The sequence below is a fragment of the Comamonas sp. 7D-2 genome, assembly GCF_022749555.1.
GTDB classification, from domain to species: domain Bacteria; phylum Pseudomonadota; class Gammaproteobacteria; order Burkholderiales; family Burkholderiaceae_C; genus Comamonas; species Comamonas thiooxydans.
Genome location: NZ_CP094238.1, coordinates 1,445,854 through 1,471,054, shown reverse-complemented (window position 1 = coordinate 1,471,054; position 25,201 = coordinate 1,445,854). Strand labels below are relative to the sequence as shown.

Below are 25,201 nucleotides of genomic sequence, written 5' to 3'. Positions count from 1 at the left end.
GCGGCGTATTCAGATACCAGGCGCACAAAGCAAAAAGCCCTGCAGACTTTCATCTGCAGGGCTTGTGCCACAAGTTTGGAGGCGCGAACCAGAGTCGAACTGGTCTAACCGGATTTGCAATCCGGGGCATAACCGCTTTGCTATCGCGCCGCTATCACAAAAACCTGGAGCGGGAAAACGGGTTCGAACCGTCGACCTATACCTTGGCAAGGTATCGCTCTACCAACTGAGCTATTCCCGCATTCAGAAAGCTTTCGCCTTCTGATGCGAACCTGTATTGCTACAGGTTCTGAAAACCTGGAGCGGGAAAACGGGTTCGAACCGTCGACCTATACCTTGGCAAGGTATCGCTCTACCAACTGAGCTATTCCCGCATTCAAAAAGCTTTCGCCTTTTGATGCGAACCTGTATTGCTACAGGTTCTGAAAACCTGGAGCGGGAAAACGGGTTCGAACCGTCGACCTATACCTTGGCAAGGTATCGCTCTACCAACTGAGCTATTCCCGCATTCAAAAAACTTTCGCCTTTTGATGCGAACCTGTATTGCTACAGGCTCTGAAAACCTGGAGCGGGAAAACGGGTTCGAACCGTCGACCTATACCTTGGCAAGGTATCGCTCTACCAACTGAGCTATTCCCGCATATCTACCGAAGCCCAACATTGTACAACGTTGTTTGCTGCGATGGATGAATTGTAGCGCAGTTCTGAGCCCTCCCAGAAAAAACGCCACAATTTTCACAAACAAGCATCAATGCTTGATGGCCGCCTCTACCGGCTTGGCATCGGTGGACGCCACGGCAGCTACAGCTTCCTCAGTCAAAGGATCCGGCACGCGCTCCAGCGCCACCTTGAGAACCTGATCGATCCATTTCACAGGAACGATTTCCAGACCGCTCTTCACATTATCGGGAATGTCCTGCAAATCCTTGGCATTCTCTTCAGGAATGAGCACAGTCTTGATGCCACCACGCAGAGCAGCCAGCAGCTTTTCCTTGAGGCCGCCGATCGCCGTGACTTCACCGCGCAAGGTGATTTCACCGGTCATGGCCACATCAGCTCGCACGGGAATGCCAGTGAGAGCCGAGACAAAAGCTGTCGTCATCGCTGCACCGGCGCTGGGGCCATCCTTGGGCGTAGCGCCGTCAGGCACATGCACATGAATGTCCTTTTTCTCGAAGGCTTCATCCTTGATGCCAAGCAGACGAGCGCGGCTGCGCACCACGGTGCGAGCAGCTTCGACCGACTCCTTCATCACATCGCCCAGAGAGCCTGTGCGCGTAATGACACCCTTGCCTGGCATGGTGGCGGCTTCGATGGTCAGCAGATCGCCGCCGACTTCGGTCCAGGCCAGACCCACAACCTGCCCCACCTGATTGGCATGCTCGGCACGGCCATAGCTGAACTTGCGCACGCCCAGATATTCATTGAGGTTGTCGGCATTCACCTCCACCTTGGGCTGAAGCTTGCCAAGTTGCAAGCCCTTGACCACCTTGCGGCAAATCTTGGACAGCTCGCGCTCAAGCGAACGCACGCCCGCTTCGCGGGTGTAGTAGCGCACGATGTCACGAATCGCGGCTTCGGTCACTTCCAGCTCGCCGTCCTTCACGCCGTTGTTGGTGATCTGCTTGGGCAGCAGATAGCGGATGGCAATATTGGTCTTTTCGTCTTCGGTATAGCCCGACAGACGAATCACCTCCATGCGATCCAGCAAGGCCGAAGGAATGTTCATGGAGTTGGAGGTCGCCACAAACATCACGTCGGACAGGTCGAAGTCGACCTCCACGTAGTGGTCACCAAACTTGTTGTTCTGTTCGGGGTCCAGCACTTCCAGCAGCGCGCTCGAAGGATCGCCACGGAAGTCCATGCCCAGCTTGTCGATTTCGTCCAGCAGGAACAGGGGATTGCGCGTACCGACCTTCTCCAGGCTCTGCAGCACCTTGCCGGGCATGGCGCCGATATAGGTACGGCGGTGACCGCGAATTTCCGCCTCGTCTCGCATGCCGCCCAGCGCCATGCGCACGTACTTGCGACCTGTGGCCTTGGCAATGGACTGACCCAGCGAGGTCTTGCCCACGCCGGGAGGACCCACCAGACACAGAATGGGCGCCTTGACCTTGTCCACACGCTGCTGCACGGCAAGATACTCGAGAATGCGGTCCTTGACCTTTTCCAGGCCGAAGTGATCTTCGTTCAGCACTTCCTCGGCATTCGCCAGATTGTGCTTGATCTTGGTCTTCTTGCTCCAGGGCAGTCCAGTCAGCACTTCGATGTAGTTGCGCACCACCGAAGCTTCAGCCGACATGGGCGACATCAGCTTGAGCTTCTTGAGCTCGGCCTCAGCCTTTTTGCGAGCATCGGCAGGCATCTTGGCGAGCTTGATCTTTTTCTCGATCTCCTCGATGTCGGCACCATCTTCACCCTCGCCCAGCTCCTTCTGGATGGCCTTGACCTGCTCATTCAGATAGAAGTCGCGCTGATTTTTCTCCATCTGGCGCTTGACGCGACCACGGATGCGCTTGTCGACGTTGAGGATGTCAACCTCGCGCTCGAGTTGCTCGAACAGGTTTTCCAGACGCTCCTTGATGTCCACCAGATCCAGCACCGCCTGCTTGCTCTCGAGCTTTAGAGGCAGGTGCGCCGCAATGGTGTCGGTCAGACGACCGGCATCATCGATGCTGGCGATCGAAGTCAGGATTTCCTGAGGAATTTTCTTGTTGAGTTTGACGTACTGGTCAAACTGCTGGGTCACGGCACGGCGCAACGCTTCGATTTCGCTTTGCTCATGGGCATCGCCTTCGGGCTCCACAGGCGTCACAGATGCCGTGAAGTGAGACTCTTCGTCGGCAACCTGCTTGACCAGCGCGCGCTGCTGGCCTTCCACCAGCACCTTCACGGTGCCGTCGGGCAGCTTGAGCATCTGCAAGATGGTGGAGACACAGCCCACATCAAACATGTCTTCCGCTGCAGGCTCATCCTTGGAGGCCGTCTTCTGCGCCACCAGCATGATGCGACGGTCGCCTTCCATGGCCAGCTCCAGAGCCTTGATGCTCTTGGCACGCCCCACGAACAGCGGAATCACCATATGCGGAAACACCACCACATCGCGCAGCGGCAGCAGTGGCAGGTCCAGCTCGGTAGAAGGCAAAGGGGTTTGTCCAGACATAGGTATCCTCGGTTTCTCAGCGGAAGATGGTCCGCTTACCGGTGTATTTCAACCCCTGGGGGCAAATTGTTTTTGCCGCCTCAGGGGCATTGCCTTTCAGCCGCAGGCGACAAAGCGAGCCCATTGGAGGGCCCGCCTTGCACGCAAGCACAGTATCAGGCCTTTTTGGCCGCTTCGCGGTAAACCAGCAGCGGCTCCTTGCCGTCTTCAATGGTGGCTTCTTCCACCACTACCTTTTCCACATTCTCGGCGGTTGGCAACTCGAACATGGTGCTGATCAGTGCCTGCTCGACGATGGAGCGCAGGCCACGGGCACCGGTCTTGCGAGCCAGGGCCTTGCGGGCGATCGCCTTCAGGGCCGCGGGGCGTATCTCCAACTCCACACCCTCCATGGCCAGCAGCTTGCTGTACTGCTTGACCAGCGCATTCTTGGGCTCGGTCAGGATCTGTACCAGTGCGTCTTCGCTGAGTTCGGCCAGCGCCGTCACCACGGGCATACGCCCAACCAGCTCGGGAATGATGCCGAACTTGATCAGATCCTCAGGCTCGATCTCGAGGAACATCTCCGAGATGGAGCGCTGCTTCTTGCTCTTGACGGTAGCGCCAAAGCCTATGCCCGAAGCCTCGGTGCGGTTCTCGATGACTTTCTCCAGTCCCGCGAACGCGCCGCTGCAGATGAACAGGATATTGGTGGTGTCGATCTGCAGAAAGTCCTGGTTCGGATGCTTGCGTCCACCCTGGGGAGGAATGCTGGCCATCGTGCCTTCGATCAGCTTGAGCAGCGCCTGCTGCACGCCCTCGCCCGATACGTCGCGCGTGATGCTGGGGTTGTCCGACTTCCGGGAGATCTTGTCGATTTCATCAATGTAGACAATGCCACGCTGAGCACGCTCGACGTCGTACTCACAGCTTTGCAGCAGCTTCTGAATGATGTTCTCGACGTCCTCGCCCACATAGCCAGCCTCGGTCAGCGTGGTGGCATCGGCCATCACGAATGGCACATTGAGCTGACGCGCCAGCGTTTGGGCCAGCAAGGTCTTGCCCGAACCCGTGGGACCGATCAGCAAGATATTGCTCTTGCTGAGCTCCACATCGTCCTTGCCTGCCTTGTCCTTGTGATTCAGGCGCTTGTAGTGGTTGTAGACCGCCACGGCCAGCGTGCGCTTGGCCTGCTCCTGACCGATCACATAGTTGTCGAGATTGGCCTTGATTTCGGCGGGCGTAGGCAGATCGCCGCGACCTTCCTTGGCATCGGCGGCAGGCTGTTCGTCGCGAATGATCTCATTGCACAAGTCGATGCACTCGTCGCAGATGAACACGGACGGGCCGGCGATCAGCTTCTTGACCTCGTGCTGGCTTTTGCCGCAGAAGGTGCAATACAAATTCTTTTCGGTGGAAGAGCCTTTTTTATCGGCCATGGGGGCTGTGCCTCGTTACGAAAAAACGAAAATTAATGATAACCAAAGACAAGGCGGCGTAGGCCATCAGGGACAAACGCCGCCGAGCAAGTCCCGGGAGCCAGTCAGCAACTCCCAGGTTTTTCATTGCCAGCACCCGCAATCCCAATCAGACATAGGACTCGGTGCTATGCATTTCAGGAACGCTTGCTGATTACCTGGTCAACCAGGCCGTATTCCTTAGCCTCATCGGCGGAAAGGAAATAGTCGCGCTCGGTGTCGTTCTGAATCTTTTCCAGGGGCTGACCGGTACGCTCGGCGAGTATTTTGTTCAGGCGCTCGCGGGTCTTGATGATTTCGCGGGCATGAATTTCGATTTCGGTCGCCTGACCACGTGCACCGCCCAGAGGCTGGTGAATCATGACCTGAGCATTGGGCAGTGCATAGCGCTTGCCCTTGGCTCCGGCCGACAGCAGGAAAGCGCCCATGCTCGCCGCCATGCCGGTGCACAGCGTCGAGACATCAGGCTTGATGAAGTTCATGGTGTCAAAAATCGCCATGCCTGCCGTCACGCTGCCGCCGGGGGAGTTGATATAGAAGGAAATGTCCTTGTCAGGATTTTCGCTTTCCAGGAACAACAACTGGGCTACCACCAGGTTGGCGGTCTGATCGTTAACCTCGCCCACCAGGAAAATCACGCGCTCCTTGAGCAGACGCGAATAAATGTCATAGGAGCGCTCACCGCGACCCGACTGTTCAATGACCATGGGCACCATGCCCAAACCCAATGTATCCAATGCGCTCATGTTTTCTCCAGTGCTATGCGCCTACTGTAGCCGCATTCTGAAAAGAAAATGGGGCTTGCGCGCAAAAGCACAAGCCCCGCAATTCAAGTTATCGGAACTTGCCTAGGGCAAGCACCGATAAAAGGTTCAGCCCTTAGGCCTGACCCATCAGCTCGTCGAAGGAAACGGCCTTGTCGGTGACCTTGGCCTTGGCCAGAACGAAATCGGTGACGTTGTTTTCGATCACAACGGCCTCCACTTCGGCCAGACGGTTGCGGTCGCCGAAGTACCAGCGCACCACGTCTTCGGGCTTCTCGTAGCTGGAAGCCAGCTCTTCGACATGAGCCTTGATCTGCTCGGCAGTGGCTTGCAGGTTGTTGGTCTTGACCAGCTCGGCCACCACCAGGCCCAGACGCACGCGACGCTCGGCTTGGGGCAGGAAGATGTCTTCAGGGATTTCAGCCTTGGCTGCGTCCTTGATGCCGCGCTGTTCCAGTTCGGCGCGCGCGCCTTCCAGCAGACGGCCCACTTCAGCCTGCACGGAAGCCTTGGGCAGATCCAGCTCGGCCACGGACACCAGAGCGTCCATCACGGCTTGCTTGTTGCGGCCTTGAACGCGGAACTTCACTTCGCGCTCCAGGTTCTTCTTGATGTCGTCGCGCAGGGCTTCAACAGAGCCGCCTTCCACGCCCAGAGTCTTGACGAACTCTTCGTTCACTTCGGGCAGGTTGGGAGCTTCCACCTTCTTGACGGTCACCAGGAAGTCGGCAGTCTTGCCGGCCACATCGGCACCGTGGTAGTCAGCAGGGAAAGCCAGGGGGAAAGTCTTGGACTCGCCAGCCTTCATGCCGCGGGTTGCGTCTTCGAATTCCTTGAGCATCTGGCCTTCGCCGACCAGGAACTGGAAGTCTTCAGCCTTGCCGCCGGAGAAAGTCTCGCCGTCGATCTTGCCTTCGAAGTCCACAGTCACGCGGTCGCCGTCCACAGCGGCTTCACCGGCAGCGCGCTCGGTGAAGGTGCGACGCTGCTTGCGCAGAATGTCCACGGTCTTGTCGATGGCTGCGTCGTCCACGCTGGTGGACAGCTTCTCCACTTCGGCTGCAGTCAGATCGCCGATCTTGACTTCGGGCATGACTTCGAACACAGCTTCGAATTGCGCTTCGCCTTCGGCAGCGCCTTCCTTTTCGGTGATCTTGGGCTGACCGGCAACGCGCAGATCGGCTTCGTTCACGGCAGCGGCAAAAGCCTCGCCCACCTTGTCGTTCAGCACTTCATATTGCACGGAGTAGCCATAACGCTGAGCCACAACGCTCATGGGCACCTTGCCAGGACGGAAGCCGTCCATCTTCACGGTGCGCGCCACCTTCTTCAGGCGAGCATCAACTTCAGACTGGATCGCAGACAGGGGCACGCTCAGCGTGATCTTGCGCTCGAGCTTTTCAAGAGTTTCAACGTTAACGGCCATGATTTTTCCTAAGAGGGATGAGGACCGTGCAGATTGCCAAGCAACCCGCACCGTATTGCGCAAAGTCACAGTGCGCGCATACCCAACGACATGCGGCACCACAAATTTCCAGAGCCTGCCCCGGTCATTTGCCCCAGCGTCTGGCGCCAGGCATTTGCTCAAATCAGGAACAGGCGAAGCCGACCATTATAACGAGGCGCCGCGCAGGCTCCGCCATCGCCCTACAGGGGTTTGCCTTAAAAGCTGACGCCGCGCCTGCAAAGCAGGGCAGGAAAAGAAAAAGCCCGTAACGGCTTGGGGTTACGGGCTTGAGGCAGCAGGGACTGCCAATGTCTGGTGCGCGGAGCCGGACTCGAACCGGCACGGTGTTGCCACCGTCAGGACCTAAACCTGGTGCGTCTACCAATTTCGCCACCCGCGCGGTCAGCAATGCGCAAATTTACGCTTACTGAGGTCAAGACGCAGATTCTAGCCGCAAAATTGGCGGTCTTTCTTTCAGAACAGGCTCAGGCCGTGTCCTTTCTGATGCGGAAAGCCGCCGCATACATGGCGGGCAAGGCCAGCAGGGTCAGCACGGTCGCCACAATCAGACCGCCCATGATGGCCACAGCCATGGGGCCCCAGAACACGCTCCGCGACAGCGGAATCATCGCCAGTACGGCAGCCGCTGCAGTCAGCACGATGGGGCGCAGGCGATGCACGGCAGCTTCCACAATCGCATCCCATGCCGGCACGCCCTGGGCACGTCCGCTCTCGATCTGATCGATCAGGATGACCGAATTGCGCTGAATCATGCCCATCAAGGCCACAACGCCCAGCAGAGCCACAAAGCCAAAGGGGCGATTCAGCAGCAGCAAGGCCGCAGCCACACCAGGGATGCCCAGCGGGCCGGTGATAAACACCAGCAGCGAACGGCTGACACTGCGCAACTGCAACATCAGCAGGGTGAAGGTCAGGAAAAGCAGCACCGGGACTCCTGCCACGATGGCACCCGACCCCTTGGAACTTTCCTCCACGGCACCGGCCACTTCGATGCGATAGCCTGTGTCGCCCGCAGCATGCCAGCCAGCCTCCATCTTGCGCAACTGCGGCAACAGCTCGTTGGTCAGCGTTGCACCTTGCAGGCCTTCGCGCACATCGCCTTGAACGGTAATCGCGAAATTGCGCTTTTCGCGCCACATCACACCCGGCTCCCAGACCATGACGGGCTTGGCTATCTGCGTGAGCGGAACGGACTGCCCGTTTGCCGTTGTGACATAGACACCCGCGATATCGGTAATTGCATCGCGGTCCTGCTTGGGCGGGCGCATCACGATATCGATCAGCTTGTCGCCTTCACGAAACTGCCCCACTGTGATGCCGCTGAAGTTCATGCCCGTGGCTTCGGCGATCGACTGGCTGGTCACACCCAGGGCACGCGCCTTGTCCTGATCGACCTGCAGGCGAATGACCTTGACGGACTCATTCCAGTTATCGTTCACGCCACGCATATCGGCATTGGCCTGCATGAGCGCCTTGACTTCATCGGCGTAGGTGCGCAGCTTGGCGGGGTCCGAGCCCATGACACGGAACTGCACAGGATATTGCACGGGCGGCCCGTTGGGCAGCAGCTTGGAGCGCGCCCGCACCTCAGGGAATTCCTCGGCCATCAGCGCCGGCAACCGTTTGCGGATTTCCTCGCGCGCCTTCAGGTCTTTGGCCACCAGAATGAACTGGGAGACGTTGTTCTGCGGAAACACCTGGTCCAGCGGCAGATAGAAGCGCGGTGCTCCGGAGCCTATCCATTCGCTGACGGACTCCACACCGTCGAGCTGCAAGAAGCGCTTTTCCACACGCAGCGTCACCTCCTTGTTGGCCTGCAAGGACGTGCCCTCGGGGAACCATATATCGACCAGCACTTCGGGGCGGCTGGAATCAGGGAAGAACTGCTGCTGCACCTTGCCCATGCCCGCCAGACCCAGCACGAACACCAGCACCGTCGCGCCAATCGTCAGCCAGCGGTGCTGCACACACCAGTTCACCGTGCGGCGAAAACGGTTGTAGAACGGCGTATCGAACAGCTCATGCTCACCTGCATTGGTGTTGATGCCTGCTTCTTCGGCCGACACCTCACCGGATGCCACTTCGGGCGGCAGCTTGGCGGCATGCGGCGGCTTCTTGAGCAGCAGCAGGCCCAGATAGGGCACGAAGTACACCGATGCAAACCAGCTGAGCACCAGCGCAATCACCGTCACCGCGAAGATGGCGAAGGTGTATTCACCCGTCATGGACTTGGCCATTCCGATGGGCAGAAAGCCCGCTGCCGTGATCAGCGTGCCGGTCAGCATGGGCTTGGAGGTGATTTCATAGGCAAAGGTGGCGGCACGGTACTTGTCGTAGCCCTCCTCCATCTTGCGCACCATCATCTCCACGGCAATGATGGCGTCGTCCACCAGCAAGCCCAGCGCAATGATGAGCGAGCCCAGCGACACCTTGTGCAGACCGATATTCCAGTACCACATGGCCAGGAAGGTTGCGGCGAGCACCAGCGGAATGGTGATGCCCACCACCAGTCCGGGACGCGGGTCGATATACCAGCGCTTCCACAGCGGATGCTGCCCCGGGCGCTTGTGCAGGCCCAGGCTCAGAAAGCTCACGGCAAGTACCACGACCACTGCCTCGATCAGCACCTGGAGAAACTCGCTGACCGAATCCGCCACCGCCTTGGGCTGGTTCTGCATATTGCTCAGCGTCACGCCCACAGGCAGGCTTTTGGCGATGCGCTCCGTTGCCTGCGTCAGCGCCTTGCCCAGCGCAATGATGTCGCCGCCCTTGACCATGGACACCCCCAGGGCCACCGTAGGCTCGCCCTGAAAGCGCACCATGACATTGGCAGGGTCAGCATAGCCGCGATGCACCTCGGCGATATCGCCCAGCCTGAACTGCGCTCCGCCCTGGCCGATGATGGGCATGGCACGCAGTTGCTCCAGATCGTTGAACTGGCCTTGCACACGCAACACAATGGTTTCGGCTGGCGTCTGCAAGGTACCGGCCGATGCCACGGCATTTTGCTGGTTGAGCTGATCGAGCACCTGCTTGAGGTTCAGCCCCATCTGCGTGGCGCGGTGCGACAGCTCCACATAGACCTTTTCGTCCTGCACGCCGAACTGCTCGACCTTGGCCACATCGGGCACCTGCAGCAGTTGCTGACGCACATCGTCGGCCAGGGTCTTGAGCTCGGCATAGCTGAAGCCCTTGGCCTGCAGCGCATAGATCACGCCATAGACATCGCCGAAATCGTCGTTGAAGAACGGTCCCTGAACGCCCTGCGGCAGGGTGTAGCGCATATCCCCCACTTTTTTGCGCACCGTATACCAGAGCTGCGGTACCTCCTTGGGGGGCGAATAGTCCTTGACCTGGAAGATGACCTGCGACTCGCCAGGCTTTGAGTAACTGCTGATCTTGTCGGCATAAGGCACTTCCTGCAGCGTGCGCTCGATCTTGTCCGTCACCTGCTGAGCCACCTGCTCGGCAGTCGCGCCGGGCCAGTAGGTGCGAATGACCATGGCGCGGAAGGTGAACGGAGGATCCTCGTCCTGGCCCAGCTGAAAGAAGGCCGTAAAGCCCAGCAGCATCAGCACAACGATGAAATAGCGTGTCAGCGCCACATGATCGAGCGCCCAGCGGGAAAGATTGAAATGCGCGCCACTGGTCTTTTTGTGTCCAGCGCCGCTCATTTGCCAGCCTCCGCAGCCACCGCAGGCTGACCCACACCTGATTCATGAGCATCCTGCGCTTTGCCCGCCTGCGTTTTCGGCTGATTTGATCCAGAACCCTGCTGCGGCTTCGCATACTTGTCGCGATATACCGTCACCTTCTGCCCGGGGGTCAGCACGTGGACGCCTGTGGCCACCACCTGCATGCCGGCTTGCAGACCCGAGGCAATCACCGCCTCGTTGCCGTCGGCGCTGGCAATCTGCACCGGCTGCAGCTTCACCGAACTGCTGGCCGCGTCATACAGCCAGACGGCCGTACCCTGACCGTTACCCCCCTCCTGGCGCAAGGCCGTGGTTGGCAGCTTGATGACCTGGCTGCCTATGGCTTCGCCGCTGACGCCCATGCCCTCGGGCATGACATGCACGGTCGCGCCCAATGAAGGCAGGTCCGCGCCCAGCAGCGCAGCCTTGACCACATAGGTGCGTGTGGCCGGGTCGGCACTGGCCGCCACCTCACGCACCTGTGCGTTGATCACGCGCAACTCGTCCGACCAGGGACGCACCTTCACGCCCTGGCCCGGCTTGATGGCGCTGCGCCGGTCTTCGGGCACGCTGAACACCGCATCGCGTGCGCCGTCCTGGGCAATCCTCACCACGGGCGTGCCGGCCGCAACCACCTGACCGGGTTCAGCCTCCACGGCGGTGACCACGCCATCGGCATCAGCCAGCAACTGGGTGTAGTTCTCCTGATTGGACTGGCTCGAGAGCTGGGCACGGGCCTGATCGAGCGAGGCCTGGGCCGCCTTCAGATTGGCCTCATAGCGCTCCATCTCCGCAGCGCTGATGAAGTTCTGGGCGCGCAGCGTGCGAAAACGCTTGGCATTGGCCTCGGCCAGATCGCGCTGCGTGGTGGCCGAGGCCAGTTGGGCACGCGCGGCATCGGCGCTGAGCTGGTAATCGCGCGCATCCAGTCGCGCCAATACCTGTCCAGCCTTCACATGCTGACCCAGTTCCACTTCGCGCCTTGTGATCTTGCCCGCCACGCGAAAGCCGAGGCGAGATTCGACACGGGCCCGCACATCGCCCGAATATTGCTGAGCAGACTCGATCTGCCCCTCACCCACGGTCACCAGCTTGACTGCGCGCACCGGCTCGGGCGCGGCCTCTTTCTTGGAGCAGGCCGACAGCATGACGGCAGCCGCCACTATGGACAGCGCAGCCAAGGGAGCGGCAGGCCGGCGCGGCAAAGACAACATTGCAAAACGACGAGAAGACGAAACAGCCATGGTGTTCTGGGCTTGTAAAAATAGGAAAAGCGCAGCTGCCGGGCAGGCCGCAGCACCCAAGTCAGCGCTGATTGTGCACGCACGTGCGCTTTTGCGCCGTCTTTTTATGGGCTGCCGCCAGCCGGCAAGTCCACCCGGTCCACAATACGGGCGTGAACCATATGCCCCCAGCGAGCCCCGCCGCCAACGCGCCGGCCAGCATCACCCACTACGAAAATTTCCCTGTCGCCTCCTGGCTGTGCCCGCCACGACTGCGTGCGCCCATCGCCGCCATCTACCACTTTGCGCGCACCGCCGACGATCTGGCCGACGAGGGCCAGCATGGCACCGAGCAGCGCATCGCACAGCTGCAGCAATATGGCGCAGATTTGCAGCAGCTGGGCTGCTCCGGCGAAGCCGCCATGCTGATGCGCACCGCCTGGCCGCATGTCTTTGGCCCGCTGGCAGTCCAGGTCCAGGCCCATGGTCTGCCCAAGCCATTGCTGGCCGACTTGCTCAGTGCCTTCGAGCAGGATGTGCGCATGACGGCCGCCCAGACCCGCTACACCGACATGGCCCATTTGCTGGATTACTGCCGCCGCTCGGCCAACCCGGTCGGCCGCCTGCTGCTGCATCTGTATGGCGTGGTCAACGCCAAGGCACTGATTCAGAGCGACGCCATCTGCACCGCCCTGCAACTCATCAACTTCTGGCAGGACCTGAGCCAGGACTTGCCGCGCCAGCGCCATTACCTGCCGGATGCCGACCTGGCCCGCCATGGCATTGTGCGAAGTGCCATCAAGCCGGAGGCAGCGGCATTGACACCCGAGCTGCAGTCTCTGCTCGGCGAACTCAACCGCCAGGCCCGCAGCCTCATGCACCATGGAGCGCCCCTGGTGCATCAGTTGCCCGGCCGCACGGGCTGGGAGCTGCGCCTGGTCGTGCAAGGCGGTCTGCGCATTCTGGACAGACTGGACGCCATGCAAGGCCGCAACCTCTATCAACGCATCAAACTGGGCAAGCTCGACATGGTCGCCATGCTCTGGCAAGCCGTGCGCATGTGAGCGAACAGATAGCCCCTATCCCCTGATGGGCCTACGCAAGGCGCTATTGAATTTGAAGTCTGACTAGGCGCATGCCGCGCATTTCACTGTTGTGTCGGCCAACCGCCCGCGTCATGGGACAATGCTCCCCCTATGAATCCGGATCAGTACGTCCAAGACAAAGCCGCCTCTTCGGGCAGCAGCTTCTATTACGCCTTTCTCTTCTTGCCCAAGGAGCGCCGCGCCGCCATCACGGCTTTCTATGCCTTCTGCCGCGAAGTGGATGACGTGGTTGACGAGGTCACGGACCCTGGCGTGGCAGCCACCAAGCTGGCATGGTGGAAGACCGAGGTACACAGGGCATTCACCAGCCAGTCCGCTCATCCCGTGATGCAGGCACTGATGCCCCACGCCAAGACCTATGGCATCGAAGAGCGCCATCTGCAGGCCGTCATTGAAGGCTGCCAGATGGATCTGGATCAGACCCGCTACCTGGACTTTGCCGGTCTGCAGCGCTACTGCCATCTGGTCGCCGGCGTGGTAGGCGAGGTTGCCGCCCGCATCTTCGGGCAGACCGAGGAGCGCACCACCGAATACGCCCACACCCTGGGCCAGGCCCTGCAGCTGACCAACATCATCCGCGACGTGGGCGAAGACGCCATGCGCGGGCGCATCTACCTGCCTATCAGCGAGCTTCAGCAGTTCGACGTCAAGGCCCACGAGATCAACAAGCGCGAGTACTCGGAACGCTTCACGGCCCTGATGCGCTTTCAGGCCGAGCGTGCCCATAGCCTGTATGACAAGGCGCTTGGCCTGCTGCCCGATGCCGACCGCCACGCACAAAAGCCCGGCCTGATGATGGCAAGCATCTATCGCACCCTGCTGCGCGAAATCGAGTCCGAGAACTTCCAGGTACTGCACCAGCGCATCAGTCTCACGCCACTGCGCAAGTTCTGGCTGGTCTGGAAGATGCAGGCGCTGGGTCGCATGTAAGCGCGCCATGGAAGTTGCCATCATCGGTGGCGGCTGGGCCGGCATGGCTGCCTCTGTACAGCTTTCGCTAGACGGCCATCAGCCCACGGTTTTCGAGGCCGGTCGTCAACTGGGTGGCCGGGCCCGCAATCTGGAACTGCCGGGCGGCACCATCGCCGACAACGGCCAGCACATTCTGATTGGCGCCTATGCCGAATGCCTGCGGCTCATGCGCATCGTGGGCGCGACGCCGGAGCAAGCCCTGCTGCGCAAACCACTTACCATGCGTTACGCCGATGGCAACGGCCTGTCCTTCCCCGACCTGCCGGCGCCGCTGGACGCCTTGATCGGCATTGCCAGCGCCAACGGCTGGTCACTGCGCGAACGTGCCGCCCTGCTGGGGCGCGCCCTGCGCTGGCGCGTTCAGGGCTTTCGCTGCGCAGAGGCTGCAACCGTTGCCGATATCTGCAGCGGTCTGCCAAAGCGCCTGCTCGACGAATTCATCGAGCCGCTGTGCGTGTCGGCCCTCAACCTGCCAGCCTCACAGGCAAGTGGCAGCATCTTCCTGCGCGTGCTACATGACGCGCTGTTCGCGGGTACGGGCGGCTCGCATTTTCTGCTTCCGCGCTACGAACTCGGTGATCTGTTTCCGAATCCGGCCGCGCAATGGCTGCAAGACCGCGGCCATGCCGTGCATACGGCCAGCCGCATTCAGGAGCTGATTCCCCATGGCCGGCAATGGCTGCTGCGTACATCCAATGCGGCACTGAGACCAGCGCTTGAGCAATCGCGCTTCGATGCCGTGCTGCTGGCTTGCTCACCTCAGGAAGCCGCCCGCCTGGCCCTGCTGGCGGCCGAAGACCAGCGCCTGCCCGCGCGCGACGCGGTGACTTACCAGCACTGGGCACAGACCGCGCAGGCGCTGGAGCACACGGCCATTGCCACGGTCTATGCGCGCACCAGCCATCGCCTTGCCGCCGGGCTGCCCTGGCTGGCACTGCAACCCGGCGAGCAGGCTCCGGCCCAGTTTGTATTTGACCGCGGGCATCTGCAGCCCTCCGATGGCGCCCAGCAAGGTCTGATGGCGTTTGTCATCAGCGACTGCCGCACGGACCGCCAAGCCCTGGAGCAGCAGGTGCTGGAACAAGCCCGGCAACAGCTGGGCTGGCAGGACATTCAAGCTGTGCTGACCGTGGTTGAAAAGCGCGCCACATTTGCCTGCCGGCCCGGCGTGAAGCGCCCTGGCTTGGAGCTGGGCCATGGCCTCTGGGCTTGCGGCGACTATGTGAACGGGCCCTATCCAGCGACGCTGGAAGGTGCGGTGCGTTGCGCACTCGAGGCAGCCGAGCAACTGGTCCGCAAGGACTAGGACTGAGTAGCTCTAGCGCAAACCCTATCAGCACAATCCTGATGCCTGGATAGTCCTGCTGCACCAGGTTTGACAGCGATTTGACAGCCACAGTTGCAACCATGGCTTGAGAGGCAATCTCTCAGCCGCATAAAGCCAAAAGCAACGGAGACAACATGGCATCCACATTCGACAAGTCCACTCGCGAAGTTCTGAGTATCTCGCGCCGCCATCTGCTGACCGGCGCCGGAGCCCTGGCCTGCAGCGGCCTGCTGCCCGGCATGGCCCGCGCTGCCGATGACAGCTGGCCCAACCGTCCGATTCGCTTTGTCGTGCCGTTTGCGCCTGGCGGCAGCTCTGAAATCGTGGCCCGCTCCACCGCCGCAGAGCTGTCCAAGACCATAGGCCAGAACGTATTCGTGGACAACAAGCCCGGCGCCGCGGGCAATATCGCCATGCAGGAGGTGGCTCGCGCCGATGACCAGAGCACGGTCATCCTCGGCCATATCGGTACCCTAGCCGTCAACCCTTATATTTTTGACAAGCTGCCCTGGGACTCAAAAAAGGACTTTGTGCCTGTGAGCCTGCTGGCCAAGGTGCCCAGCCTCTATGTGGTGCACCCCGATCTGCCCGTCAAGAACATTGCAGATCTGGTGGCCTATGCCAAGAAGAACCCCGGCAAGCTCAGCTACGGCTCGGCCGGCAACGGCAGCGCGGGGCATCTGGCATTCGAATACCTGAAAATGACGGCCGACATCTTCATGCTCCACGTGCCCTACCGCGGCACCGGCCCCATGATGACCGACCTGCTCTCCGGCCGCCTTGATGCTGCCTCGGTTGGCGCCGCCGCGCTGCTGCCCTTCATCAAGGCCGGCAAGGTGCGCTGTATCGCCACCGGCTCGACCAGGCGCCTGCCGCAATTGCCCGATGTGCCCACGGTGGCCGAGCAGGGCTTTGCCGGCTTCGAGATGACCCAGTGGTACGGCATGCTGGCCCCTTCCAGTCTGCCTCGCTCCCATGTGGACAAGCTGGCTGCAGAGTGCGCCAAGGCCGTCAAGGCGCCCGATGCACTCAAACGCTTGCAAGGCGATGCGGCCGAGCCCATTGGCAGCACGCCGGAGCAGTTTGCCCAGTTCATCGCCACCGAGCAGAACCGCTGGCAAAAAGTGCTCAAGCGCGCACAGGTGAAACCGGGTTAACCCACTGAGACACCGCTTCTTCCCCCTTCTTTTCGGAAGGGGGCTAGGTTCTCTCTGCGGGGCGGACCTTGCTCAAGTAGTGAGCCGGTCAGCGCCGCCCCATGTATCAGCTCAGCGGCTCTCTATCCACCACTGGATGATGATCTTGGCGAGATAGCCTACAAAGCCCACGCCCAGGCCCAGAAAGATCACAAAGGTGCCGAACTTGCCTGCCTTGGACTGACGCGCCAGCTGCAAGATGATGAACACCATGAACAAGATGAAGGCACCCACCCCCCAGGTCAGGAAAAAGTGGGCAAGCTGTTCTTCCGTATATCCGAATATCACGACAACCAGGTCCTTACAGCCTTTGCCAGGCCCTGGTCGCGCAGCGCTCAGACGGCAGGCACTATCGCTTCATCTCTGGCGGGGAATGCAGAGGCATCCACCAGGTCTCGATAGGCGTGCCAGCTGGCATGGCCCAGCAGGGGCATCACAACCACCAGCCCCAGCAGATAGCTGCCAAGGCCCAGCAAAGTCAACATCACAATCAGCGCCGCCCACAAGGCCATAGGGCCAGGGTTGGCCAGCACCACGGACCAACTGGTCAACACGGCCTGGCGCACGGTCACTCGCCTGTCCAGCATCAGCGGCATGGCCACCACGCTGGACGCAAAAATCGGAGCAGCCAGAAAGCTGCCCAAAGCCATCCATTGCACAAATAGCTGACCATCCCTGGCCAGCACCACATGCACAATGAAATCCTGCAGGGTTTGCACGCGCACGGGCGACATCACGGTGATCAGCGATGCCGAAATAAGCACCCAGCCCGTGGCTGCCAGCGCCAGCAAGGCGCCGAACCTGACCATGCACCAGTACCCTCCCCGGCCCGTGGCATGGCAGCTCTGCCATTGCGTCCAGGTGCGGCGAATCAGACCCCAGTCTGCCACCTCACCGCGCTCTATGGCCCGGCTGACGGCATAGAGGCTGGTGGCCACCAGAGGCCCCACCACCAGAAAGCCCGACAAGGCCCCTGCCATCAACCAGAAGCGATTGTGCCCCAGGGTCAGGATTGCTGCACCGATCAGGATCAAGGCCAGACCATGCGCCAGACTGATTAACGGAGCGTTAGAAATGTCCTGCAAGGCTCTGGACAGCCACACCATAGGCCGGCTCCAGGCAATGGTTCGCACAGGTGCCAGCGGAGGCGGCGTGAGAAGACAGGCAGACAGACAGGTAGGCATAGGCGGTCCTTGTTCGCTGACCCGCACTGCTCCCGCTCGTCCCGGTCAACGATCTGCCAGCCCCTGACACAACTGCCAAAGGCTGGCGACTGTGACGTGGGGTTCAGGTCCCACGCAAGGCCATGCTACCTGCCCGCGGTTGAGCCAGACTGCGTGCATACCCGCATCCATGGCGCCCCGGGCATCCAGCTCCGCATCGTCGCCGATGTGCAGCACATGCTCGGGGGCGACGCCGGCCGCATCCGCTGCGGCCTGAAAAAAACGCGTCTCGGGCTTGGCCATGCCGGCTCCGCTGGCAGACAGCGAGGCATGGAAGTGCTCACCGATACCCACCACATGCACATTCGCGTTGCCATTGGACAGGGCCACCACGGGCCAGCGCTGCGAGAGAAACTGCAGCGCCGGCAAGGCATCGTCAAACAGCTCGACCCGCTGGCGAGCGGCAAAGAACTCGTCAAAGGCCGGTTCGGCCAGGGCGGGATCGTCACCGGCGCGGCTTAGCGCCAGCCGGATGGACTCGCGGCGCAGGCCACTGAGGTCGGCTTTCAGATCCGGGCGCAGCCCCACGATTTCATGGCGCAAGGCACGCACCTTGTCTGTATCGCCCAGGTGCTCGGCCGTACCGGGAGCATGCTGCGCGAGCCACTGCAGCAAAACGGCCTCAGCCTTGGCAATCGTGGGCCAGATGGGCCAGAGCGTGTCGTCCAGATCCAGACTGATGGCGCGAATCTGGCCACTGTGGCGCAGACGCTGAAGAGTTTCAATGGCAGGGGCTGTGGTGTCTTGGGGTTGCATACCCCGAAGAATAGCGGCCCGGCTAATGCCGCAGAGCGGCTGCGCCTATCCGATTAGCTGACACAATTGCGCCATGCCATCACGCTTTGCGCCCGAACCCCGCTTCCGTCACGATCAATCCGCACGCACCGGCATCCTGCTGTGCAATCTGGGCACGCCGGCCGCGCCCACGGCCGCCGCAGTGCGCCCGTATCTGGCGGAGTTTCTCGGTGACGATCGTGTGGTCGAGATTCCCAAGCTCGCCTGGTGGCCGATTCTGCACGGCATCATCCTGCGCACCCGTCCGGCCAAGTCGGCCGCCAAGTACGCCACCGTCTGGCATGAAAAGGACGGCTCCCCGCTGCTGCACTGGACCACGCGCCAGGCCACTTTGCTGCGCGGCTGGCTGGGCGAGCGCGGCCACAATGTGCTGGTGCTGCCAGCCATGCGCTACGGCACGCCGTCCATTGCGGCCCAGCTGGATGCACTCAAGAAAGACGGCGTGACGCGCATCCTGATCCTGCCGCTGTACCCCCAGTACTCGGGCACGACCACGGCCAGCGTGTTCGACGCCGTCTACGACTGGGCCAGGACCCAGCGCCATATTCCCGAGCTGCGTTTCGTCAACCGCTACCACGACGATGCCGGCTATATCGAAGCGCTGGCACAGCGCATAGAAGCCCACTGGCGCGGCCACGGTCGCGGGGACAAGCTGGTCATGAGCTTTCATGGTGTGCCAGAGCGCACCTTGCATCTGGGCGATCCCTATCACTGCGAATCGCACAAGACGGCACGCCTGCTGGCCGAGCGGCTCAAGCTCGCCACCGACCAGTATCTGGTGACCTTCCAGTCGCGCTTTGGCAAGGCCAAATGGCTGGAGCCCTATACCGAACCCTCGCTGATTGCCATGGCCCAGGCCGGCACCCGGCGCGTCGATGTGGTCTGCCCCGGCTTTACCAGCGACTGCCTGGAGACGTTGGAGGAAATCAAGCAGGAAGCGCGTGAAGCCTTTTTGCATGCGGGCGGCCAGCAGTTCGAGTACATAGACTGCCTCAACGACAGTGCGCCCTGGATCACCGCACTCAGCGATATTGCCCGGCAGCATATGCAAGGCTGGCCCACCGGGCGCGAGGACGATGTCGATCTCAAGGCCCGTGCCCAGCACGCCAAGGCGGCGGGCGCGCCGCAGTAGGCGGCCATCCAGCGAACTGGCACGGCATATGCTGCCTCCGGCTGCATGCATATTCACGCCCGCTCCATTCGCTATTTCGACATGATTCGCCGCTGCGGCTCCATACGCGAAGCCGCGCGCCATCTGCATGTGGCCTCGTCGGCAGTCAACCGCCAATTGCTGCAGCTTGAGGACGAAATCGGCAGCCCGCTGTTCGAGCGCCTGAGCTCGGGCCTGCGGCTCACGGCCGCCGGCGAAGTGTTTTCGCGCCATGTGATCACAGTGCTGCAGGACGAGCACCGCCTCAGCACCGAGCTGGAGCTGCTGCGCGGCGTGCGTCGCGGCTCGGTCAGCGTGGCCGCCGTGGAAGGCCTGAACGCCGACCTGATGCCGGCCGTGCTCACGCAGATGCACAGGCGCTATCCCACGATTCAGATTCATGTGCGCACCTGCGGCTCCCAGCAGGCGGCACAGGCCGTGATTCAGGGCGATGCGGACGTGGGCATAGGCTTTTCGATCAAGCGCCACGACAATCTGCGCCAATGCACCATGGGCCGCTTTGCGCTGGGTGCCATCGTGCCGCCCAAGCACCCGATTGCCCAGCTGGAGCGCGTGGACTTTGCGCAATGCGCGGCCTTTCCGCTGATTCTGCCAACGCCCGAACTCTCCATGCACGACTTGCTGCAGCCCTTGCTGGCGCACCACAAGCGTGCATTGCAGGTGTTGCTGGAAACCTCGTCCATCGAGCTGGCCAAGAGTCTTGCCGAACGCGGCGTGGGAATTTTCTTCCAGAGCCGCCTGGGGCTGGAGCGCGAGCTGCGCGAAGGCCGGCTGGTCCATGTGCCGCTGGATACCCCTACCACTCTGTACTCCGAACTTGGCGTCTATGTGCGTGCAGGACGCACGCTGCCATCGGCACTCGACGCCTTCAACCGCATCGCGGCCGATGCCATAGAAAGCCGCGAGGACGAGGAAAGCGTCGCCCTGCGTGAATGGGTGGCCCGCACGCAGACCGCCGCTGCGGCGGCTTCCGCCAGGAGCTGAGAGCGCCCCGGTCCATGACTGCACCGGCATTGTGCGTATCGCCTCTCGCGAATGCACCAATGCCGTGCAACACTTTACCCATCAGCGATTAGCGCTCACATTTTTAGATCACCCCGCAGCAAAAGCTGCGCTACCCAGCACGGACTGTGCTTTCTAAACTGACTCCAGTTCTTCAGTTTCTGGACGCCATTCGTGAGCACCTCTGCCCTCCCCCTCATCGACATCAGCGGCCTGCGCAGCCATGACCCTGTGGATCAGCACCTGGTGGCCGAGCAACTGCGCCAGGCTTGCGAACAGCGCGGCTTCTTCTATATCACCGGCCATGGCATAGACCCTGCGCTGATCAGCAGCCTGTTTGCCGCCAGCCAGCGCTTCTTTGACCTGCCCATGACCGAAAAGCTGGCCGTGGACAAAAAGCTCTCCCGCTGCAATCGCGGCTATGAGCCGCTGCGCGCCCAGACGCTGGAGAGCGGCGCACCGCCCGATCTCAAGGAAAGCTTTTACGCTGGCGCCGAGGTCGCGGCCAACGATGCGCGCGTGCTGGCCGGCCGCTTCAATACCGGCCCCAACCAATGGCCCGAAACCCTGCCCGACTTCCGCGCCGTGATGCAGAACTATTACCAGGCCGCCTACGGCCTGGGCGCGACCATTGTGCGCGGCCTAGCCTTGTCGCTGGGCGTGCCGGTCAGCCACTTCGACGGCTATCTCAAGGAGGCCGCCGCGACCCTGCGCCTGCTGCATTACCCGCCCCAGCCTGCCAACCCTGAACCCGGCGAGAAAGGCTGCGGCGAGCACACGGACTTCGGCGGCGTGACCTTGCTGCTGCAGGACGAGGCCGGCGGCCTGCAGGTCTGGGACAAGGATCTCGGCAGCTGGATCGACGCCCCCCCCGTACCCGGCGCATTCGTCGTCAACATCGGCGACCTGTTCGCGCGCTGGACCAACGACCGCTATGTCTCTACCTTGCACCGGGTCATCAATGTCTCGGGTCGCGAACGCTATTCCGTGCCCTTTTTCTTCACGGGCAACCCGCTGCACAAGGTGGAATGCATTCCCACCTGCCTGGACGATGGCGAGCAGCCCAGATACCCGGCCGTCACGGTGGAGCAGCACCAGATCGAATGCTATCGCCGCACCTACGGTTGACGGAGACCACGATGACAAGCTCACGCAATATGGTGCTGATCCACGGGGCCTGGCAAGGCAGCTGGGCTTTTGCGGCCTGGACGCCGCTGCTGCAGGCCCGAGGCTGGAAGGTGCTTGCCGTCAATCTGCCGGGCAACGATGCCGCCGCCGAAGACGACAGCTGCGCCAATCTCGACGGCTACACCGCCCATGTGCTGCGCGTGCTGGAAGCGCTGGACGGCCCTGCCGTGGTGGTCGGTCACAGCGGTGGCGGCATGACAGCGTCTCAGGTCGCCCAGGCCGCCCCCGAGCGGGTCAGCGCCCTGGTCTACCTGGCCGGAATGATGCTGCCCAGCGGCATGAGCTATGGCGATGTGATCGCACAATGCCGCGCCGCCGATCCGGGCTTTGACTACCAGGGCATAGGCCCGCATCTGGCCTGGAACGAGCAGCGCAATGCCAGCAGCGTGCCGCTGGAAGCCGCCATGGCTTTGTTCCTGCATGACTGCCCTCCGACCGCAGCGCTCAAAGCGGCCAGCCGTCTCTGCGTCCAGCCCGAAACGGGCCGGGCCATGGTGAACCGGCTCAGCGCAGAGCGTTTTGGCCGGGTGCCACGTATCTATGTGGAATGTCGCCAGGACCGCTCCGTGACGCTGCCGCTGCAGCAGCGCATGCAGCAGCTCACGCCGGGCGCCAGGCGCATCAGCCTCGACTGCGGCCATGTGCCACAGCTGGCCTGCCCTCAGGCCCTGAGCGATACCTTGCTGCCGGTTTTGGATGAAATTCAATCAAAACCGTTTATGAGCTTGCGCATGCCGCTCATCAATGTATAGCAAGCAATTACCCCGAACTCGCATTCTTCAGGAGTTATTCATGACGCGCCCCGCTACCTACTTCAAGCGCTCCGCCCTTTTCGCCATGCTCGTCGCCTGTGGCGCAGCGGCCCAGGCAGCCGACAAGCTCACGGTACAGCTCGACTGGCTGCCCGGTGGCGACAAGTCCTTTGTCTATGCCGGCGTGCAGCAAGGCTTTTTCAAGGACGAAGGCCTGGACGTGAAGATTGTTCCCGGCCGAGGCTCGGCCGATGCCGTGACCAAGGTGGCCTCGGGCTCTGCCGATGTGGGTTTTGGCGGCATCTCGGCGCTGATGATGGCCGCTGCCGAAGGCAGGATTCCCGTCAAGGCCGTGATGTCGCTGTATTCCAAACAGCCCGATGCGCTTTTCACGCGCACCGACAGCAAGATCAGGAGCCTCAAGGACATGGAAGGCAAGACGGTGGCCATGCCCACCTTCTCCTCGTCGAATGCCCTGTGGCCCATCGTGCTGCAGAAGAACGGCGTGGACGCCAGCAAGATCAAGGTCATCAAGTCGGACCCGGCGACGCTGGCACCCATGCTGGCCCAGGGCCGCGTGGACGCGACCATCAACTGGGTGACCGTGGCTCCAGCTTTCGGCGCCGTGCTCAAGCAGGCCAGCAAGGAACTGTCGGTCCTGCCCTGGACGCAGTTCGGTCTGGACGGCTATGGCTGGTCCGTCATGGCCAGCGACAAGACCATCAAGGAGCGCCCCGAAGTGCTCAAGCGCTATGTGCGGGCACTGGGCAAGTCGCTGGAGTTCTCCATCCAGAACCCGCAAAAGGCGGCCGAGTCGCTGAAGGCCCAGGTGCCCGAGGCCGACACTGCCGTGGTCAAGGCCGAATTTGAAGCCTCCATCCCGCTGCTCAGGAACGAGATCAGCCAGCGCGACGGCCTTGGCAAATTCGAGCCCCGGCTGCTGGCTGCCACCTGGGGCTGGGTGGCCCAGTCCATGAGTTACGACCTCAAGAAGGTCGACCCGGAAACGCTGGTGGACCGCCGCTTTCTGAGCCAGTAAATCCCTTGTGAGGGCGGCACAGCGCCGCCCTCGCGCTCCCGCCCTTGTTCTTTCCTTGATCGCCTGCCATGCAATACGTAATCGATCTGAACGCGGTCACCCAGACCTTTGTCTCCAGCGATGGCAGCCCTGTCACGGCCCTGCAGGGCGTGGACCTGCATCTGCGCCGCCACGAATTCGTCTCGCTGATCGGCCCTTCGGGCTGCGGCAAGTCCACCATCCTGCGACTGATTGCGGGCCTGATCCGCCCCAGCAGCGGCGAGGTGCGCATCTTCGATCTGCCCGTGACCGAACCACGCGACGAGATCGGCATGGTGTTCCAGAAGCCCACGCTGCTGCCCTGGCTCTCGGTGCTGGACAACATCACCTTCCCCATGCGCCACAAATACGGCAATGTGGAAATGAAGGAAGAGGCCCGCGCCCAGCAACTGCTGGAGATGATCGGCCTCAGGGACTTCGGCCACAAGCGGCCCCACGAACTCTCGGGCGGCATGCAGCAGCGCGTCGCGATTGCACGCTCCTTGCTGCATGATCCGGACATCCTGCTGATGGACGAGCCCTTTTCGGCGCTGGACGCGCTCACACGCGACGAAATGAGCCTGGAGCTGCTGCGCATCTGGAACGAGCGCCCCAAGACCGTGGTCTTTGTGACCCACTCCATCCAGGAGGCCTTGCTGCTATCCGACCGCATCGTGGTCATGAGCGCCCGCCCGGGCCGTGTGGCCGACATCATCGATGTGCCGCTGGCACGCCCGCGCAGCATGGCCACTCTGGCCGATCCCGTGTTCACCGAAATGGCCAACGAGATTCGTCTCCAGGTCTTCAGCAAACACCCCGCACACGCCTGAAGATCCTCCCGCAGCCCCAAGAGGCCCCCTATGTCTGCCCTCATACAACGCCATGCGTCGCTGCTGGTTTTCCTCGCCGTCCTGCTGTTCTGGGAGTGCGCCTGCCGCCTGGCGCATATACCCGAGTACATTTTTCCCGCTCCCAGCCAGATCTGGCTGGCTGCTGCCGAGATGGGGCTGCAGCGCTGGCTGGAGCATGTCACGGCCACCTTGCAGGTCGCGCTCATAGGCTATGCGCTGGCGATCGCACTGGCCATTCCGCTGGCCATCGCCATCACGCGATCGCAGCTGCTCTCGAAAATCATCATGCCCTGGCTGGTGGTGATCCAGTCCACCCCCATCGTGGCCGTCGCTCCCATCATCGTCGTCACTCTGGGTGCAGGCCTGCTGCCCCGTGTGGTCATCACCACGCTGATTGCCTTTTTCCCGCTGGTGGTTTCCACGGCCCTGGGCCTGGCTTCGGTGCCGGCAGAGCTGGTGGAGTTGTCGCGCTCGCTGCGCGCCACCACCAGCCGCCAGTACTGGCAGATTCGCATGCCGTTTGCCGTGCCCTATGTGTTTTCGGCCCTCAAGGTCTCCATCACGCTGGCCATTGTGGGCGCCGTGGTCGCCGAGTTCGTGGCTGCGGAAAAAGGCCTGGGCTATCTGATCCTGTTTGCCACCTCCTCCTTCAAGGTGCCCGTGGCCTTTGCCGCACTGGCACTGCTGGTGCTGTGCAGCCTGCTGCTCTATGGTGGCGTGCAGCAGCTGCACAAGCGCCTCTTTCCCTGGAGCCAGAGCACTCCAGCCTGATCAACACAAGGACCGCCACC

20 protein-coding genes and 6 tRNA genes are annotated in these 25,201 nt (G+C 61.8%); 11 read left to right on the top strand and 15 right to left on the bottom strand.

The window, feature by feature from the left end; all coding sequences use genetic code 11:
* Positions 1–76: 76 nt before the first annotated feature.
* From MPZ60_RS06670 to MPZ60_RS06615, 12 genes are all read right to left on the bottom strand, one after another.
* Positions 77–150 (bottom strand) — tRNA-Cys (locus MPZ60_RS06670).
* Positions 151–165: 15 nt separating this feature from the next.
* Positions 166–241 (bottom strand) — tRNA-Gly (locus tag MPZ60_RS06665).
* A 57-nt stretch (positions 242–298) separates the two neighbouring features.
* A tRNA-Gly gene (locus MPZ60_RS06660) sits at positions 299–374 on the bottom strand.
* A 57-nt stretch (positions 375–431) separates the two neighbouring features.
* A tRNA-Gly gene (locus MPZ60_RS06655) sits at positions 432–507 on the bottom strand.
* Positions 508–564: 57 nt separating this feature from the next.
* Positions 565–640 (bottom strand) — tRNA-Gly (locus MPZ60_RS06650).
* 108 nt (positions 641–748) lie between these two features.
* The gene (gene lon, locus MPZ60_RS06645; protein ID WP_034360129.1) at positions 749–3,163 is read right to left on the bottom strand and encodes an endopeptidase La; all 2,415 of its coding nucleotides are present in this window, start codon (positions 3,161–3,163) and stop codon (positions 749–751) included.
* 155 nt (positions 3,164–3,318) lie between these two features.
* Positions 3,319–4,581, bottom strand: coding sequence for an ATP-dependent Clp protease ATP-binding subunit ClpX (clpX, locus tag MPZ60_RS06640; RefSeq protein WP_012837449.1), 1,263 nt, complete (start codon positions 4,579–4,581; stop codon positions 3,319–3,321).
* A gap of 176 nt (positions 4,582–4,757) precedes the next feature.
* A complete protein-coding gene (clpP, locus tag MPZ60_RS06635; protein ID WP_003068910.1) occupies positions 4,758–5,366 on the bottom strand; it encodes an ATP-dependent Clp endopeptidase proteolytic subunit ClpP in 609 nt (202 codons plus the stop codon).
* A 133-nt stretch (positions 5,367–5,499) separates the two neighbouring features.
* Positions 5,500–6,810 carry a trigger factor gene (gene tig, locus MPZ60_RS06630; RefSeq protein ID WP_034360127.1) on the bottom strand — a complete coding sequence of 437 codons (1,311 nt, stop codon included), beginning with the start codon at positions 6,808–6,810 and terminating at the stop codon, positions 5,500–5,502.
* 334 nt (positions 6,811–7,144) lie between these two features.
* A tRNA-Leu gene (locus tag MPZ60_RS06625) sits at positions 7,145–7,231 on the bottom strand.
* 85 nt (positions 7,232–7,316) lie between these two features.
* On the bottom strand, positions 7,317–10,526 hold the full coding sequence (locus tag MPZ60_RS06620; RefSeq protein WP_034358018.1) for an efflux RND transporter permease subunit: 3,210 nt from the start codon (positions 10,524–10,526) through the stop codon (positions 7,317–7,319).
* On the bottom strand, positions 10,523–11,761 hold the full coding sequence (locus MPZ60_RS06615; protein WP_034358016.1) for an efflux RND transporter periplasmic adaptor subunit: 1,239 nt from the start codon (positions 11,759–11,761) through the stop codon (positions 10,523–10,525). The genes MPZ60_RS06620 and MPZ60_RS06615 overlap by 4 nt, the downstream gene beginning before the upstream one ends.
* A 191-nt stretch (positions 11,762–11,952) precedes the next feature.
* Here MPZ60_RS06615 and hpnC point away from each other — a divergent pair, with 191 nt between their 5' ends.
* The 4 genes from hpnC (at position 11,953) to MPZ60_RS06595 (ending at position 16,332) form a co-directional block, all read left to right on the top strand.
* The gene (hpnC, locus tag MPZ60_RS06610) at positions 11,953–12,834 is read left to right on the top strand and encodes a squalene synthase HpnC (protein ID WP_034358013.1); all 882 of its coding nucleotides are present in this window, start codon (positions 11,953–11,955) and stop codon (positions 12,832–12,834) included.
* Positions 12,835–12,966: 132 nt separating this feature from the next.
* Positions 12,967–13,806 carry a presqualene diphosphate synthase HpnD gene (hpnD, locus tag MPZ60_RS06605; RefSeq protein WP_034358010.1) on the top strand — a complete coding sequence of 280 codons (840 nt, stop codon included), beginning with the start codon at positions 12,967–12,969 and terminating at the stop codon, positions 13,804–13,806.
* A gap of 7 nt (positions 13,807–13,813) precedes the next feature.
* Positions 13,814–15,154 carry a hydroxysqualene dehydroxylase HpnE gene (gene hpnE / locus MPZ60_RS06600; protein ID WP_034358007.1) on the top strand — a complete coding sequence of 447 codons (1,341 nt, stop codon included), beginning with the start codon at positions 13,814–13,816 and terminating at the stop codon, positions 15,152–15,154.
* A gap of 155 nt (positions 15,155–15,309) precedes the next feature.
* Positions 15,310–16,332 carry a tripartite tricarboxylate transporter substrate binding protein gene (locus tag MPZ60_RS06595; protein ID WP_034358004.1) on the top strand — a complete coding sequence of 341 codons (1,023 nt, stop codon included), beginning with the start codon at positions 15,310–15,312 and terminating at the stop codon, positions 16,330–16,332.
* Positions 16,333–16,443: 111 nt separating this feature from the next.
* On the opposite strand, the gene MPZ60_RS06590 is transcribed toward MPZ60_RS06595, so the two are convergent.
* The 3 genes from MPZ60_RS06590 to MPZ60_RS06580 are packed head-to-tail and all read right to left on the bottom strand — an operon-like array spanning position 16,444 to position 18,350.
* Positions 16,444–16,659: a DUF2788 domain-containing protein gene (locus MPZ60_RS06590; protein WP_003068886.1), complete on the bottom strand. Its 216-nt coding sequence runs from the start codon at positions 16,657–16,659 to the stop codon at positions 16,444–16,446.
* Positions 16,660–16,706: 47 nt separating this feature from the next.
* Complete coding sequence (locus MPZ60_RS06585) at positions 16,707–17,555, bottom strand: DUF2189 domain-containing protein (RefSeq protein ID WP_034358000.1); 849 nt, start codon at positions 17,553–17,555, stop codon at positions 16,707–16,709.
* A gap of 45 nt (positions 17,556–17,600) precedes the next feature.
* The gene (locus MPZ60_RS06580) at positions 17,601–18,350 is read right to left on the bottom strand and encodes an HAD family hydrolase (RefSeq protein WP_080746151.1); all 750 of its coding nucleotides are present in this window, start codon (positions 18,348–18,350) and stop codon (positions 17,601–17,603) included.
* Positions 18,351–18,423: 73 nt separating this feature from the next.
* Here MPZ60_RS06580 and hemH point away from each other — a divergent pair, with 73 nt between their 5' ends.
* From hemH to MPZ60_RS06545, 7 genes are all read left to right on the top strand, one after another.
* Positions 18,424–19,521: a ferrochelatase gene (hemH, locus tag MPZ60_RS06575; RefSeq protein WP_034357994.1), complete on the top strand. Its 1,098-nt coding sequence runs from the start codon at positions 18,424–18,426 to the stop codon at positions 19,519–19,521.
* Between the two features lie 45 nt (positions 19,522–19,566).
* A complete protein-coding gene (locus MPZ60_RS06570; RefSeq protein WP_034357991.1) occupies positions 19,567–20,544 on the top strand; it encodes a LysR family transcriptional regulator in 978 nt (325 codons plus the stop codon).
* Between the two features lie 192 nt (positions 20,545–20,736).
* Complete coding sequence (locus MPZ60_RS06565; RefSeq protein ID WP_034357988.1) at positions 20,737–21,690, top strand: isopenicillin N synthase family oxygenase; 954 nt, start codon at positions 20,737–20,739, stop codon at positions 21,688–21,690.
* Positions 21,691–21,701: 11 nt separating this feature from the next.
* The gene (locus MPZ60_RS06560; RefSeq protein WP_034357984.1) at positions 21,702–22,502 is read left to right on the top strand and encodes an alpha/beta fold hydrolase; all 801 of its coding nucleotides are present in this window, start codon (positions 21,702–21,704) and stop codon (positions 22,500–22,502) included.
* 40 nt (positions 22,503–22,542) lie between these two features.
* A complete protein-coding gene (locus MPZ60_RS06555) occupies positions 22,543–23,541 on the top strand; it encodes an ABC transporter substrate-binding protein (protein ID WP_034357982.1) in 999 nt (332 codons plus the stop codon).
* Between the two features lie 68 nt (positions 23,542–23,609).
* On the top strand, positions 23,610–24,389 hold the full coding sequence (locus MPZ60_RS06550; RefSeq protein WP_034357978.1) for an ABC transporter ATP-binding protein: 780 nt from the start codon (positions 23,610–23,612) through the stop codon (positions 24,387–24,389).
* 30 nt (positions 24,390–24,419) lie between these two features.
* The gene (locus tag MPZ60_RS06545; RefSeq protein WP_034357975.1) at positions 24,420–25,181 is read left to right on the top strand and encodes an ABC transporter permease; all 762 of its coding nucleotides are present in this window, start codon (positions 24,420–24,422) and stop codon (positions 25,179–25,181) included.
* The last annotated feature ends 20 nt before the right edge of the window (positions 25,182–25,201 follow it).